The sequence below is a fragment of the Clostridium perfringens ATCC 13124 genome (genome assembly GCF_000013285.1).
GTDB lineage: Bacteria > Bacillota > Clostridia > Clostridiales > Clostridiaceae > Sarcina > Sarcina perfringens.
The window spans coordinates 411,903-426,958 of record NC_008261.1 but is presented as its reverse complement, the minus strand read 5'-3'; the positions used below and the strand labels follow the sequence as shown (position 1 = coordinate 426,958).

Below are 15,056 nucleotides of genomic sequence, written 5' to 3'. Positions count from 1 at the left end.
TTTTTAATACTATCCTAAATTCAGTATTTTTACTAATTATTATTTTAGTTAATTACACTAAAATACAAAACGAACTAAATCATCATATTAAGTTATTATATAAACTTAACTAATAACTAACTTTTAAAGTTTATCATATGAAATTACCTTTTACAACGCACTATTAATAAGCTTTCTCTACTAGATTAAGTTAAAATACTCCTAACTTCCTCACCTATTATCTTTATTCCCTTTTCTATCTCTTCCTCAGAAAGCCTTGTAAAACCAATCCTTAAGGTATCTCTCTTCTCTCGCCCTTTAATATTATGTTCCTCTAAAGAAAATACTCTGTTTTCTTTTTCTAGGTAAAGATCATTATCTATATAAAATAAATCTCCAGGCATAAAGAGAACTCCCCTATCATAGCACCTTTTTAAAAGCTCTCTTGTATCAACACCTTTTATTTTTAAGAACATATAAAGTCCACCTTCGCCCCAAATTTCTGCCTCTTTAATATATTTCTCTATAACCTTCTTAGTAAATTTATATTTTTCCTTATAAACTTTTCTAACTTTCTTAATATACTTTTCAAAGGCTCCACTTATCATGAAATCATAAAGAATTCCTTGATCTAAGAAGGAAGTATGGATATTTCTACATCTTTTTACGCTTTCTAATATCCCTATTATTTTCTTATCTCCATATACCCATCCTATTCTTAAACCTGGAAATAATATTTTAGAAAAACTTCCTATATATATTACACCATTACTTTCCCTATCTAAGGATGCTAAAGGAATAGTTGGAGAACTTTCATATAAAAGCTCCTCATTAAAACCATCTTCTATAATAGGAATACCAGCATTTTTTAAAATATTATAGACCTCTTCTCTCTTTTTAATAGATGCCACAACTCCTGTTGGGTTATGATATGAGGGAATTAAGTAAGAAAATTTAATCTTTTCCCCAAATTTTTTAATTTTTTTATTTAAATCCTCTATGTCCATGCCATCTTTGGTCATTTTAACTCCAATAATATTTAGTTTGTGAGTTTTCATTATTTTTAAAGCTGTATTATGAGTTGGATTTTCACAAAGTATATAATCTCCCTCTTTTGTAAATGCAGAAAGGATCATATCTAGTCCCTCTGTAAATCCATTAGTTACTATTACTTCTTTTTCCTCTGAATAAGCGCCCTTTTCCTTCATATAATCCTTTAAATAATATATAAAAGGTTTATATCCCACAGCATATCCATAATTAACTATTTTATGTTTTTCTAAGGCAATTCTATTAGAAAAGGATCTCTTTAACTCCTCAATATTAAAAAGATTTCCTGGAGGAGCTATACTTTTAAAAGAAATCATTCCCTTTTCCCACTTCTCTTCACTTTTTATAATATCTAAACTTTCAGCTAATACTCCATATTCATTAGTTTTATACTTCCAATCAATATTCCACTTATTATCCTCTTTAATTTCAGAGTTTTCTTTTTTAATTGATGAAACTTTAGTAGACTTTTCATTAGAAAATTCTTTTTTTACAAAGGTTCCCTTACCTTTTATGGTTTCAACAAAGCCTTCACTTTCTAAAATTTCATAAGCAGACATAATAGTATTTCTTCCTATTGATAAAATACTGCTAATCTCTCTTGAGGAAGGCAGTTTACTTCCTTCTATTAAAACGCCCCTATTAATAAGCTCTCTAATATACCTTGCTATTTGTATATATTTTTTCTCATTTTCATTAAAAGTTAAATTTTTAAACATAACTTCCTCCAAAGTAAATTCATAAAAAACCTTTCTTTTAAGATAAAACTTATTTTTAATTACATAATTTTAAAAATTAAATAAAATCTCTTTTTGATCCACGCTTTCAACATTAAACTAAATAAATTCTATCATATATGTTTTTATTCAAACAACTATATCCATTCATAGATTCAACTTCCAGTATAAATAAAAGCATTTTTACACATTATATATACTGTTGGTAGTTCCAACAAAGAGGTTCTTAATTTAAGGAGGAATTTATTATGAAACACAATTCAAGTATCGGATGTACAGTTCATGAATGTAAGTACCATTGTAATGAGGACAATTATTGTACTCTAAACAAAATAGAAGTTGTAAAGCACACTGCTGAAGCATCTTCTACAGAATGTACTGATTGTGGAAGTTTCGAAAGAAAATAATAAATTTTCACTCTAACACTAAAAAGGAGGCTATAATTTAGCCTCCTTTTCCAAATTTTTATGTTGAATTATATTATTTTAAGCATTACTTCATTAAATCTCTCACCCAAATTTTACAACTTAATTTTTTTCTATTTTAATTACATAAATGAAGAAAATAAGCTTTAAATTCTTCTAAAACTTTTTAATTACTATTAATATTTTAATTACATAAGTGGAGCAAATACTCTTATTATAGACCTTAAAATTCTAGTAGGAACTTTAACCTTAGCACAATCTTCTAAAGTTATTCTTTGACATTTTTCTAAAGTTTTTAAGAAATCATCTTTTATCTGTCCTACAGATTTAGTTTTATATAGCCAAACTCCACATTCAAAGTGAAGATATAAACTTCTATAATCCATATTTATAGTACCTACTATTCCTATTTCATCATCAGATACAAAGGTCTTTGAGTGAATAAATCCTGGAGTATATTCATATATCTTAACACCAGATTCTATAAGTTGAGGATAATAGGCCCTTGTAACTATATGAGCATACCATTTGTCCTCAATATGAGGAGTAACTATTCTAACATCTATTCCACTTTTAGCAGCAAGAGTAAGCGCTGTAACAAGTTCATTATCAATAATAAGGTATGGAGTATTTATATAAACATAGTCCTTTGCCTTATTTATAATATTTAAATATACATTTTCCCCTACTATTTCATCATCTAAAGGACTATCTCCATAGGGCTGAACATATCCATCACTTTCAAATTCATCTTCATGATGAAAATATGGGTAATATTTTTCATACTGCTCTTTTCTTTCACTATAGAAATTCCATATTTGAAGAAACATAACTGTTAAATTCCAAACAGCATCCCCCTTTATCATTATGGAGGCATCCTTCCAATGTCCAAATCTAACAATTTCATTTATGTATTCATCAGCTAAGTTTATTCCCCCAGTAAACCCAGTATGCCCATCTATAACAGTTATTTTTCTATGATCACGGTTATTCATTCTTAAGGATAAAAGGGGCACAAAAGGATTAAATACCATACATTTAATTCCCTTAGCCTCTAAAACTTCATTATACTTATATGGTAAAGTTCCTAAGCATCCCATATCATCATAAACGAATCTAACCTCTACACCTTCTTTAACCTTTTCCTCTAATATTTCTAAAATAGAGTTCCACATAACTCCTTCATGTACTATGAAATATTCCATAAATATGTAGTGCTTTGCCTTTTTTAACTCTTCCTTTAACCTTTCAAAAAATACCTCTCCAGGAGATAAATACTCAGTTGTAGTATTTTTATATACTGGAAACTGAGAGTAATCAGCTATGTACCTTGATTGATTAGCTATACTTTTATCTTGTTCTTCTAACTCATCTAAAACTTTTCTATCATTATATAATAAATGTGCTGTTTCATCATAAGAAGCTTTTATTTGTTTTCTAAACTTTTTGCTTGTCTTATTTCCACCAAATATTAAATAAAATAATCCTCCAAAGACAGGAACTAATAATACAGGAACCGCCCATGCTAATTTATAGGATGGATTATCTTTTCTACTAACAATATAAATAAATACTACTATACTAATAAAGATAAACAGAAAATATACATATATGAAATCTTCGCTTACTTTCCATATTGCCCCCATAAGTATAACAAACTGTATGAATATAAGAAATCCAACTATAAATGCTCTACTTAGTAGTTTTTTCAGAAATTTTTCCATTTAATCCTCCTTAACTTTATCAATCCAATTTACCTCTTTAATTTTTTATATTAAAAAAATCTTCTTAATTCTTTTAAGAAATGAGATACTAAATAAATTAATGTCTAATATTAATTTAAACCAGATTTAATTCTAATAGTAAAACTATTATCTCTAATCTCCTACATAATATTAGTCCATTAACTCCCATCCCTTTATAGCTACCTTATAATAGAGCCATCTAGGTGTAAACTTGCTAACAAAATATAAAAATTTATTACAAAATCCAGGAATAACTATTACCTTTAATTTCTTATTTATATTTTTCAAACTTATTTCCACCACTTCTTTTGTACTCATCCATCTTACAAAACCTTTATTTTGCAATTTACTCTCTTCCATGTTTAACTTACTATGAAAATCTGTTCTAGTAAATCCAGGACAAAGGCATTGAACCTTTATATTATTCTCTAAAAGTTCCATGGCTAAACATTGAGTAAAACTTATTAAGAAAGCCTTTGTTGAACAATACATTGCTGAACTTGGAAATACGTTAAATCCAGCCATAGAGCTAACATTTATTATGTATCCCTTATTATTTTCTTTCATCTTCTTGCTTAAGCTATGACAAAGTTTCATAGTAACTAACATATGAACCTTTGCCATATCATACTGCTTACTATACTCATCCCTTGTAAAGGAATCATCAGCTCCATATCCTGCATTATTCACTAAAAATTCTATGTTATCTTTTTTCTCTAATCTTTTTATAAAATCATCAAGTTTATTATCATCAGTTAAATCTAAAATTTCTACATGTGTCTTAACCTTAAAATTATTCTCTATCTCTTCTGCAACAGTTTTAATTTTTTCAACTCTTCTACCTACTAATATTAAATCATATCCTTTTTTAGCTAGTTGAAAAGCATATTCCTTCCCTATTCCACTAGTTGCTCCAGTAATTACAGCAATCTTACCTAACTCATTCATTTTACTCCCCCTTATATTCCACAAATAATTAAACTATTTTTTAATAACCGCCTAACAAATTCTAAATATCAAATTTAAAATAATAATTTATTTTAAATATTTATTTTCTTATACCTTTTTACTTAACACAAGATTTTTATCATCATACTAATAAATATATATAATAGTTCCTTTAAGTACTTACTATAAAATATCATTTATTTAATTAATTTTGAAGTGATTTATATTAATTTCTTAAGAATATATTTTACCATATAATTAAAAAGCTAGAACCTAAAATTTAATATTTTAGTTCTAGCTTTTAATAATTATTTTTTATAAAAAGTTTCACATTCAGTTGAAGTAGATGTTGTAGCTTCTGGTCCAAAAACTTGTATATCAGTAGAAGTACAAGTCATTCCAACATTATATGTACAATTCATAGCATAGCATTTTATTTTATGATCTACATCTTCCTGACTATCTAGTGCTTGCATTATTGTTCCAGCATAATTAGTATTAAATGCACTTTTAATTGCATTAACAAAGGTTCTTGGTGCAAAGGTATTGCAACAGGTTTCTTGTTTATTCTCTGCACTCTCTCCATCAACTTCAATAGTCAAAGCTGAACACATTCCATTAACATAGTTAACACAATTATGAGCTGAACATGCTAATCTTGTCATATTCAAATCCTCCTCAAAATATTATTTGAGGTTATTTTTTGTATTTATATTAAATTTATACTATAAAACTATATTAATCTAATAATTTTAAATAAAAAAAGAAGCACTCGATGGTATCAGTCATCAAGTACTTTTTCATCTTGGAATCAGTTGCCATTTGATTCTACTTATATTATTTCATAAGCACTATCTAATATACACTATTTTCTTTTACTTGTCATAAAAATATTGTTAACTTTTTGTTAACTATATATTTTTATAGATTTTATTTAATATAATTTATTTTTATCTTCATTTTATTTTAAAATATTTACATTTTTAAACTCTCAATCTTTTATTAACATTTTATTAACAATTAAACTTCTTTAAAATCTACTCATTTTTCCATTTAAGATTATAATATTTTATCTAACTTTATAACCTTTCAAAATTTATATTTTTAATTAATAAAAATATAAACCAAAAAATTTTTATATTAAACAACAAAAACATACTCTCATAAATATTTAAGTAATGAGAGTATGTTTTCATAAAAAAATAGGTAGAATAATCTACCTATTTTTATAATCAGTTATAAAATTATTTTACAACTTCAACTTTTACTATGTTAGTGTTTCCTTCGTTAGCTGGTACACCTGCAACAACTACAGCAGTGTCATTAGCTTTAACGAATCCAGCATTTTTAGCTATTTCAACAGCGTTTTCCATTGTAGCATTTTCAGCAACAACTGGGTAAACTCCGAAGCATAAAGCAACTTTCTTAGCAACTCTTTCATTTGGAGTTACAGTAACGATTGGTGCATCTGGTCTGCATTGAGATATTCTCTTAGCAGTAGCTCCTGATTGAGTTAATGAAACTATAGCAGCTGATTTTAACTCGTGTGCAGCATTACAAGCAGCTCTTGAGATAACTCCTGGTACAGCTGGTATATGTTTTTTAGCTTTTGATGAAGCTAATTCGTAGCTTAACATTTCTTCTGATTTAGTAGCTATTTTAACCATAGTTTCAACAGCTTCTACTGGCCAGCTTCCGTTAGCTGACTCACCACTTAACATGATAGCATCAGTACCATCTAAGATAGCGTTAGTTACGTCTGAAACCTCAGCTCTTGTTGGTCTTGGGTTTCTCATCATTGAGTCTAACATTTGAGTAGCAGTTATAACTGGTTTTCCAGCATTGTTACATTTTTCGATGATCATTTTTTGAACTGAAGGAACGTCTTCCATTGGTATTTCAACACCAAGGTCTCCTCTAGCTACCATGATACCGTCTGAAGCTTCGATGATAGCATCTATGTTATCAACACCTTCTTGGTTTTCGATTTTTGAGAATATTTGTATATCAGCTCCACCGTTAGCAATTAATACTTCTCTTATAGCTTTAACGTCTTCTGCTTTTCTTATGAATGAAGCAGCAACCATGTTAACGCCCATTTCACAACCGAATATTAAGTCAGCTCTATCTTTATCAGTCATAGCTGGTAATTTTATTGATACTCCAGGAACGTTAACTCCTTTGTGAGTTCCAACTAATCCAGTGTTTCTTACTACACATTTAACAGCGTTTCCTTCTACAGATACAACTTCTAATCCAACTAAACCGTCGTCTATTAAGATAGTATCTCCAGCTTTAACGTCTTTAGCTAATCCAGCATATGTAACTGAACACTTAGTAGTGTCTCCTATTACGTCTTCTGCTCCAGCATATATAGTAAATTCAGTTCCAGCAGTTAATTCAACTTTGCTTGGCTCGAATTTTCCAGTTCTTATTTCAGGTCCTTTAGTATCTAATAATATAGCTACTTCTTTACCTAATTTTTTTGATATTTCTCTTACTTTAACCATTCTTCCTTTATGTTCTTCATGGTCACCATGTGAGAAATTGTGTCTTGAAGCGTTCATACCTGCTTCGATTATTTTTGTTAAGATTTCTTCGTTTTCACTAGCTGGTCCGATAGTGCATACTAATTTTGTTCTTCTCATTTAAAAAACACTCCCTCGTAAAAAAATTAACCCTAAGTTTAAAATATATAATAAATAATAAATTTAAAAAATTTATTATGTCATTAACTCAAATTATTTGTTTATAGCGTTAGCCATTTCGTAAAGACTTTCGTCAAAGCTTCTTTCTATATCTAAAGCTTCATCTATATCCATATCGAATATTCTATTTTCTTTAATTCCTATAACTTTTGAAGTTTTTCCTTCTAATAAAACTTCTACAGCTTTAGCTCCCATTCTTGATGCTAATACTATATCATCAGCAGTTGGTGATCCACCTCTTTGGATGTGACCTAAAATTGTAGCTCTAGTTTCTATACCAGTTACAGATTCTATTTCTTTAGCTAATTCAGCTGATCCTCCAACTCCTTCAGCAACAACTATTATGCTGTGAGTTTTTCCATTTGTTCTACCTTCTAAGATAGTTTTGATTAATTCATCTTTATCAAATGGCATTTCTGGAACTATTATAGCTTCTGCTCCACCTGCGATACCAGCATATAAAGCAAGGTCTCCACAGTTTCTTCCCATAACTTCTACGATAGATACTCTTTCGTGTGAAGTTGATGTATCTCTTAATTTGTTTATAGCATCTACTACTGTGTTTAATGCAGTATCAAATCCTATAGTGTAATCTGTGTAAGATAAGTCGTTATCGATTGTTCCTGGTAATCCAACAGTCTTAACTCCTAATTTTGAAAGAAGTTTAGCTCCCATGAATGATCCATCTCCACCTATAACTACTAAAGCTTCAACACCGTAAGCTTTTAATATTTGTGCAGCTTTTTCTCTTACTTCTTCTTGTTTGAATTCTAAACATCTAGCAGTTCTTAAGATTGTACCACCTCTGTTTATGATTTCTGAAACAGATTTTCTATCCATTTTGAATAGTTCTCCATTTATTAATCCAGCGTATCCTCTTTGAACTCCCATTACTTCAAGTCCATGGTGTAAAGCCATTCTTGTAACTGCTCTTAAGGCAGCGTTCATTCCTGGTGCATCTCCACCACTTGTTAAAACAGCAATCTTTTTCATAATATTTTCCTCCTCTACACCACTTGGGACAAACTAAGTCCCAACAGTGTCAAATATTACCCACATTTTTAAGATATTATTTATATATGTTAAATGTTTATCAATTTTAAACTATTTTAAATTTTATTCTAATTTAAATTTTATCAAAAATTTAAATACCCTATGCAACTTTATTAATACTATTCTACCACAATTAATTGTACTTAAAGTAGTGCTTATTTTCAACCTTTTTGTGTAGAATTAAAGAAAAAAAACTCGATATATGATAATTTTTTCAATTATTATTATGCTCTAAAATCTTTTTAATATTTAATTAAATATAAAAAATTCTAAGTTAAATTTCACTATATCTCATCCTTAAAACAAATCATAAATTTTAATATAATAAATTTATGCACTTATTTTAAAAAAATTTTATTTTTTTTAATTTTAAGAAAATTTACAAATTAATTTTAGCACTTTTTAAAAAAAAGTCCACTTTTAAAAAGACTGTTACTAGTGCTTCATTTAAAATATCTCCCTCAAACTCAATAAGTAATCGTTAATACCCATTCTATTAAAAAAATATTTTATACTCTAGTTTTCCTTCTAAAGTGGACATTCATTTCCTATTTTATTTAGTTTTAACAAATTTTAAGTTTAATATTATAAGATTAAATTTCAATCTTTATGAAAACACTTAAACTTTTCTTTCATCTCTGAATTATAATATTAACCTTCAACTACTTTTACATTTCCTTCTCCAAATTTGCTAATTAAAAAGTCTATTACATCTGTATCTAAATCAACCCACATATCTCTGTTTAATCTAAAAGATGCTTTTTCCTTTGCTGCAAATATATAAACTGGAGAATCACCTTTATATTGTGATAATAAAACTCTTAAAGGCTTAACTATCATATTAGCTTTTTCTCTATCTTCAACCTTTATATACACCTTTGAAGAATTTATTAATTCTAGTGGTTGTATATCTTCACAAAGTATTTTTGGCTCCTCATCTTCCTTTAGAGAAACTCTTCCTCTTATTAAAACAAAGGAATCCTCATTTACTAGTGCATTACATTTTTCTAAGGTTTTAGGGAATATAACACATTCTAAATAACCAGTTAAGTCCTCTACCTTTGCAAATGCCATAAGAGTATTATTTCTAGTTACCTTTCTAGAAACATTAGTAAGAATTCCCCCTATAATCACTCTAGTTCCATCAGTTAAAGAACTGTCTAAGACTAAATCTTCTAATTCAACATTTTTTTGCTCATTTAAATTCTTTTGAGCTTCTATTATTTTTTCTATAGTTATTGATGTTTGCTCCTTTAAAGGCTTTTCATAATCATCTAGTGGATGACCACTCATATAAAGTCCTGTCATTTCCTTTTCCATAGCAAGCATATATTTCTTGTTGAATTCCTTTATGTTTGGGTATCTTATTTCTAAGTTTGATTCACTCTCCTCTTGAAGTGCTCCAAACAATGACATTTGCCCATCTATGTTTTTCTTTCTCTGAGAATATACTCCATCCATTATTTTTTCAAAAACAGATAGTAATTGTGATCTATAAACCTTTAAGCTATCAAATGTACCAGCTTTTATTAAACTTTCTACTGATCTTTTATTTACAATACTTAAGTCTATCTTGTTGCAAAAATCCATAAGGGAAGTGAATCTACCCTTTTCATCTCTTGATTTAGCTATGTTTTCTACAACATTTACCCCTACATTTTTTATAGCTCCCATACCAAATCTTATAGTATCACCCTTAACTGTAAACTTAGTATAACTCTCGTTTATATCTGGTGGTAATACCTGAATTCCAAGCTTTTCTGCACTTCTTATATATTCAGATACCTTATCACTGTTACCCATAACAGAGTTAAGCATAGCAGCTAAAAACTCTACTGGATAATATCTCATAAGATAAGCTGTCTGGAATCCTATTACGGCATAGGCAGCAGCATGACTTTTGTTAAATGCATAGGATGCAAAGTCCATCATAGAGTCAAATATTTTGTTAGCTGCCTCAGCTGAAATACCATTTCTTAAGCAACCTGGAACCTCTATATTTCCATTTTCATCTTCAATTCCATATATGAAGTTCTTTCTCTCTTCTTCCATGACCTTATGCTTTTTCTTAGACATAGCTCTTCTAACAAGGTCACTTCTCCCCATGGAATATCCTGCTAATTTTCTAACAATCTCCATAACCTGCTCTTGGTAAACCATAACTCCATAGGTTACATTTAATATGTTTTCAAGTTCAGGAACTATATATTCTACTGACTTTGGATCCCTTTTACCACTTATATATCTTGGTATTTCTGCCATAGGACCTGGTCTATATAATGATATTCCCGCTATGATATCCTCTAAACAGTCTGGCTTAAGCTCTTTCATGAAAGAAGTCATTCCTGCTGACTCTAACTGGAATACCCCTACTGTATTTCCTTCACCAATCATTTTATAAACTTCTTTATCATCAAAGTCTAAATTATCTAAATCTATTTCTACTCCTCTGTTATACTTGATCATATCCACAGCATCACGCATAACAGTTAAGGTTCTAAGACCTAAGAAGTCCATTTTTAATAAACCAAGTTCCTCAAGGGTTGTCATATCAAATTGAGTTACAATGGATTCATCATTTTTTTGAAGTGGAACATACTCAACTAAAGGCTGAGAAGCTATAACTACTCCCGCAGCGTGAGTTGATGAATGTCTTGGAAGCCCTTCTAGCCTTCTACTTACATCAATAAGTTCTTTTACTCTCTCTTCAGTATCATATATTGTTTTAAGCTCTGGATTTAAATCTAAAGCCTTATCTATTGTTACCCCAAGAACTGTAGGTATTTGTTTAGCTATTCTATCAACCTCTGCATAAGTGTAATTCATAGCTCTACCTACGTCCCTAATACACGCTCTCGCTGCCATTGTTCCAAAAGTTATAATCTGTGATACATTATCGTGACCATACTTTTCAACAACATAGTCTATAACCCTTTGTCTTCCCTCATAACAGAAGTCAGAATCTATATCTGGCATACTTACTCTCTCTGGATTTAAGAACAATTAGTGTTTATCTACAAGCTCTTTATCTTGTACTCTGGAAGTTTCCTTCATTTTAATCAAGTAGTCATTTCTACTTCAGTTTGGACTATATCATCATATTGAATACATTCTTTTTCCTATGCATATATAATTTAGCATCGGTATACATTAACTTATATAAATTCAAAATCGAATTCTTTTCGTATATTTTAACATACCAACACTCATGAAACTTTCTAGAATCTTTAACTATTTTTGCTTTTATACTTTTTTGATTTAATAAATTTGATAATTGCTTAGCCATGTTTATTGATCCTGTAGATATACTAACATTTAAATATTTATACTCCTTAATATCTCCATTAGACAGTTTATTCTTTGTTGTATTTATATACACACTTCCATCACCATCAAATATTCCTCGTATAAAATCACCAATAAAGCTTTCTTCTACATTCAACAAAAATACATCTTTACTTTTTCTTTCAGTAATACCTATTTTCTGTATAAACTCAACATCATATTTATTTGTGGTTATAAAACTATAGCTTATTTTTGCATCTTTGAATTTTTTACTCTTATATTCATATATCTTTTTATTTAAGCAATAGCTCTTATTTAAAAACTTAATTATCTCTAAGTCTGTTGATGTTATTGTTATTTTGAATCTTTTACAATGTTTATCATAACTTAAACATCCATCTGAAATTATTAAGCCTAATATATAAGCACTAATTTCATTTATACCTTTATCAAATATACTTAAATCTTCAATTTTTCTTAAAGTTGTATTGTGTGAATTTGCACAACTTTTTGAACAAAACCTTTGCCCTTTTTTTCTAGTTAAAAATTCTTTTGAACACTTTTCACATATATACTTATGCATAGATTCCTCCAAAATAAAAGTCTTACTTATATTTTGGTTTGCTAAATATATTTATATTCAATATGTCGGGCACTCGTGGAAAAGATTATTGCTTAGCTACTCACTTTTCTAGTCTCTGAACCTTTCTAGTACTTTTCTGCTATTCCTAGACTCGGCTGCTGATTGGCATATCTTTCGACTTAGCTTCCCAGCAATTCACCCGATTTAAACAGCGCATCTTAATTTACGCTCGAAGAGTAAGCTGTATTTCATAGGGTCTATTTTTGTTATTCCTAAGGTATAGGCAACTAAGGCTCCAGCTGCTGATCCTCTTCCTGGACCAGTTGGTATCCCATTATCATTGGCATACTTAATGAAATCCCAAACTATTAAGAAGTAATCAACATATCCCATTTGCTTGATTACTCCAAGCTCATATTCAAGCCTTTCTATATCTTCTTTTACTTTTTCATTATTCTCACCAATTTCATAAACCTTATCTATATCATATATTCCCTTTTCCTTAAGAGGCTTAAGTTCTTCTAATCTATCTATAAGACCATCAAAGCAAGTCTTTCTTAGATATTCAAAAGGCTCTACCCCTTCTGGAAGTGGGAACTTTGGAAGCTTTGAAACATGGAATTCATAATCAAAATTACATTCTTCTGCAATCTTTAATGTGTTTTCTAAAGCTTCTGGAACGTAATCAAACATATCCCACATTTCCTCTGGTGATTTTAAATAGAATTGATCAGAAGGGTATCTTCTTCTATTTGGATCATCCACAGTTTTTCCAGTTTGTATGCACATAAGTATGTCATGTGCCTTTGAATCTTCCTGATTTATATAGTGAACATCATTAGTTGCAACTAAAGGAATATTAAGTTCTTTAGCTAACTGTATATTTACCTCATTAACCTTTTTTTGCTCTTCTATTCCATGGTTTTGAAGTTCTAAGTAAAATCCATCCTTAAATGTATCTCTATAGAATATTGCAGCTTCTCTCGCTTTATCTATATTTCCATTTAAAATAGCTTTTTGAACTTCTCCTCCAAGACAAGCACTTAGGGCTATTATTCCCTCTGAATGTTCTTTTAAATATTCTCTATCAATTCTTGGTTTATAATAAAAGCCTTCAATAGATGCTACAGAAACAATTTTCATAAGGTTCTCATATCCCTTTTCATTCTTAACAAGAAGAACTAAGTGATATGTTTTATTATCTTCATCATTGCTCTTTATCTTTCTAGACTTAGGCACAACATAAACTTCACATCCTAAGATAGGTTTTATTCCTTCTGCCTTAGCTTCTTTATATAAGTCAACACATCCATACATAACACCATGGTCAGTTAATGCTATACTTTCCATTCCAAGTTCCTTTGCCCTTTTAATAAGTGGCTTTATTTTTCCAGAACCATCAAGCAAACTATACCCAGAGTGTAGATGCAAGTGACAAAACTTCTTATCCTCCATTTCCTTCACATCCTTTCATCTAATATTGTTTCTATAAAATATTTTTAATCATATATAAAATGCTATTTTTTAAGTTTAAATCTTAAAAATAATCTCTATTTTTTTATTAAAGTAAACACTTAAAAATTATGTTTTAAATTAAGTGTAATATATTAATTTTACCATATTAAAGAGAAATACACTAAGAAAACTTTATTGTATTAATTCTAATTATTAACCTCTCAAGGAAAAATAATCTTTTTATACAAACATATCTAAATTACCATATTAATTGATTTATACTAGAACTTTACTTAAATTAATTTCTTAAAATTAATCAATTTAAATAGTTAGCTAAATTAAAATTTAAACTAAATTAAGCCTATATTAAAAATAAAATTTTAATATAGGCTTAATTTCTTATTTAAAACTATTTTTTGCTGAATCTATAGATTCTTGAACTTTAACTCTAGCATCATATGCAGATTTTTCAATGTCTTTCATTGCACCAATAAACTCATCTTTAGGCATTGCTAATATTTTATTTCTGTTAGCGTCTAAATCACTTTTAACAGTGCTTATAGACATTTTTAAATTATCTATGCTTTCAACTATCTTTCTATTTGCATCATTAACTTTTCCATCTGATGGAGAAACTTTGCTGTTAAGTTCATTTTTTAGATTTGTAAGTTCAGTATCTAGGTTTTTATAATATTTTTCATATTCTTCATAAGTTGCTTGCTTAGTATCCTCTGTTACCTTTGAAAAATCATATTCTGTACCTAAATTTACATCACCAATATAAGTTTTTATTTTTTCTTCTAGCATTGTTTTATATTCTGCTGGAGTAGTTGCTGATAGTCCTGAGTTCTCTGTCATTTCATTAGTCTTCTTTGTACATCCAACCATACCTATAATTCCAAAGATCATTACTCCTACTAAAAGCCAAATTGTCTTTTTAAAATTTCTTGCCATATTAATACCTCCACTTAAAATAATATTTTTTCAAAATTATCTTCCCCATAAAAACAAATTAATATTATTCAATTTGGTAGGTATTTTTTTGCATAAAAAAACTTTTAAGTTTTTTAACAGCAAATTTAATATTC

The 15,056-nt window shown here is 28.9% G+C and carries 9 protein-coding genes and 2 pseudogenes; 1 reads left to right on the top strand and 10 read right to left on the bottom strand.

Annotated features, from left to right (window positions below):
* Nucleotides 1-185 precede the first annotated feature (185 nt).
* Nucleotides 186-1,748, bottom strand: coding sequence for a PLP-dependent aminotransferase family protein (locus CPF_RS01800; RefSeq protein ID WP_011590154.1), 1,563 nt, complete (start codon nt 1,746-1,748; stop codon nt 186-188).
* A 266-nt stretch (nt 1,749-2,014) separates the two neighbouring features.
* Here CPF_RS01800 and CPF_RS14720 point away from each other — a divergent pair, with 266 nt between their 5' ends.
* The gene (locus CPF_RS14720; protein WP_003479004.1) at nt 2,015-2,173 is read left to right on the top strand and encodes a DUF1540 domain-containing protein; all 159 of its coding nucleotides are present in this window, start codon (nt 2,015-2,017) and stop codon (nt 2,171-2,173) included.
* 206 nt (nt 2,174-2,379) lie between these two features.
* On the opposite strand, the gene cls is transcribed toward CPF_RS14720, so the two are convergent.
* The 9 genes and pseudogenes from cls to CPF_RS01755 all read right to left on the bottom strand — a co-directional run bounded on the left by cls (nt 2,380) and on the right by CPF_RS01755 (nt 14,922).
* On the bottom strand, nt 2,380-3,915 hold the full coding sequence (gene cls, locus CPF_RS01795; protein WP_011590153.1) for a cardiolipin synthase: 1,536 nt from the start codon (nt 3,913-3,915) through the stop codon (nt 2,380-2,382).
* A gap of 171 nt (nt 3,916-4,086) precedes the next feature.
* On the bottom strand, nt 4,087-4,884 hold the full coding sequence (locus tag CPF_RS01790) for an SDR family NAD(P)-dependent oxidoreductase (protein ID WP_011590152.1): 798 nt from the start codon (nt 4,882-4,884) through the stop codon (nt 4,087-4,089).
* 308 nt (nt 4,885-5,192) lie between these two features.
* Nucleotides 5,193-5,549 carry a DUF1540 domain-containing protein gene (locus tag CPF_RS01785; RefSeq protein ID WP_003479007.1) on the bottom strand — a complete coding sequence of 119 codons (357 nt, stop codon included), beginning with the start codon at nt 5,547-5,549 and terminating at the stop codon, nt 5,193-5,195.
* Nucleotides 5,550-6,128: 579 nt separating this feature from the next.
* Entirely contained in the window at nt 6,129-7,532 is a 1,404-nt protein-coding gene (gene pyk, locus CPF_RS01780) for a pyruvate kinase (RefSeq protein ID WP_011590151.1), read from the bottom strand.
* 93 nt (nt 7,533-7,625) lie between these two features.
* Nucleotides 7,626-8,585 carry a 6-phosphofructokinase gene (gene pfkA, locus CPF_RS01775; protein ID WP_003455617.1) on the bottom strand — a complete coding sequence of 320 codons (960 nt, stop codon included), beginning with the start codon at nt 8,583-8,585 and terminating at the stop codon, nt 7,626-7,628.
* Nucleotides 8,586-9,296: 711 nt separating this feature from the next.
* Nucleotides 9,297-11,645: pseudogene (dnaE, locus tag CPF_RS01770) on the bottom strand (DNA polymerase III subunit alpha); the annotation flags it as partial.
* 88 nt (nt 11,646-11,733) lie between these two features.
* Nucleotides 11,734-12,513, bottom strand: coding sequence for an LAGLIDADG family homing endonuclease (locus CPF_RS01765; protein ID WP_004457554.1), 780 nt, complete (start codon nt 12,511-12,513; stop codon nt 11,734-11,736).
* A gap of 219 nt (nt 12,514-12,732) precedes the next feature.
* A pseudogene (dnaE, locus tag CPF_RS01760) lies at nt 12,733-13,968 on the bottom strand (DNA polymerase III subunit alpha); the annotation flags it as partial.
* A gap of 399 nt (nt 13,969-14,367) precedes the next feature.
* A complete protein-coding gene (locus CPF_RS01755; RefSeq protein WP_011590150.1) occupies nt 14,368-14,922 on the bottom strand; it encodes a hypothetical protein in 555 nt (184 codons plus the stop codon).
* Nucleotides 14,923-15,056 lie beyond the last annotated feature (134 nt).

Coding starts and splice junctions, on each gene's coding strand:
- CPF_RS01800 (WP_011590154.1), bottom strand. CDS start 1,748: ATGTTTAAAAATTTAACTTTTAATGAAAATGAGAAAAAATATATACAA.
- CPF_RS14720 (WP_003479004.1), top strand. CDS start 2,015: ATGAAACACAATTCAAGTATCGGATGTACAGTTCATGAATGTAAGTAC.
- cls (WP_011590153.1), bottom strand. CDS start 3,915: ATGGAAAAATTTCTGAAAAAACTACTAAGTAGAGCATTTATAGTTGGA.
- CPF_RS01790 (WP_011590152.1), bottom strand. CDS start 4,884: ATGAATGAGTTAGGTAAGATTGCTGTAATTACTGGAGCAACTAGTGGA.
- CPF_RS01785 (WP_003479007.1), bottom strand. CDS start 5,549: ATGACAAGATTAGCATGTTCAGCTCATAATTGTGTTAACTATGTTAAT.
- pyk (WP_011590151.1), bottom strand. CDS start 7,532: ATGAGAAGAACAAAATTAGTATGCACTATCGGACCAGCTAGTGAAAAC.
- pfkA (WP_003455617.1), bottom strand. CDS start 8,585: ATGAAAAAGATTGCTGTTTTAACAAGTGGTGGAGATGCACCAGGAATG.
- CPF_RS01765 (WP_004457554.1), bottom strand. CDS start 12,513: ATGCATAAGTATATATGTGAAAAGTGTTCAAAAGAATTTTTAACTAGA.
- CPF_RS01755 (WP_011590150.1), bottom strand. CDS start 14,922: ATGGCAAGAAATTTTAAAAAGACAATTTGGCTTTTAGTAGGAGTAATG.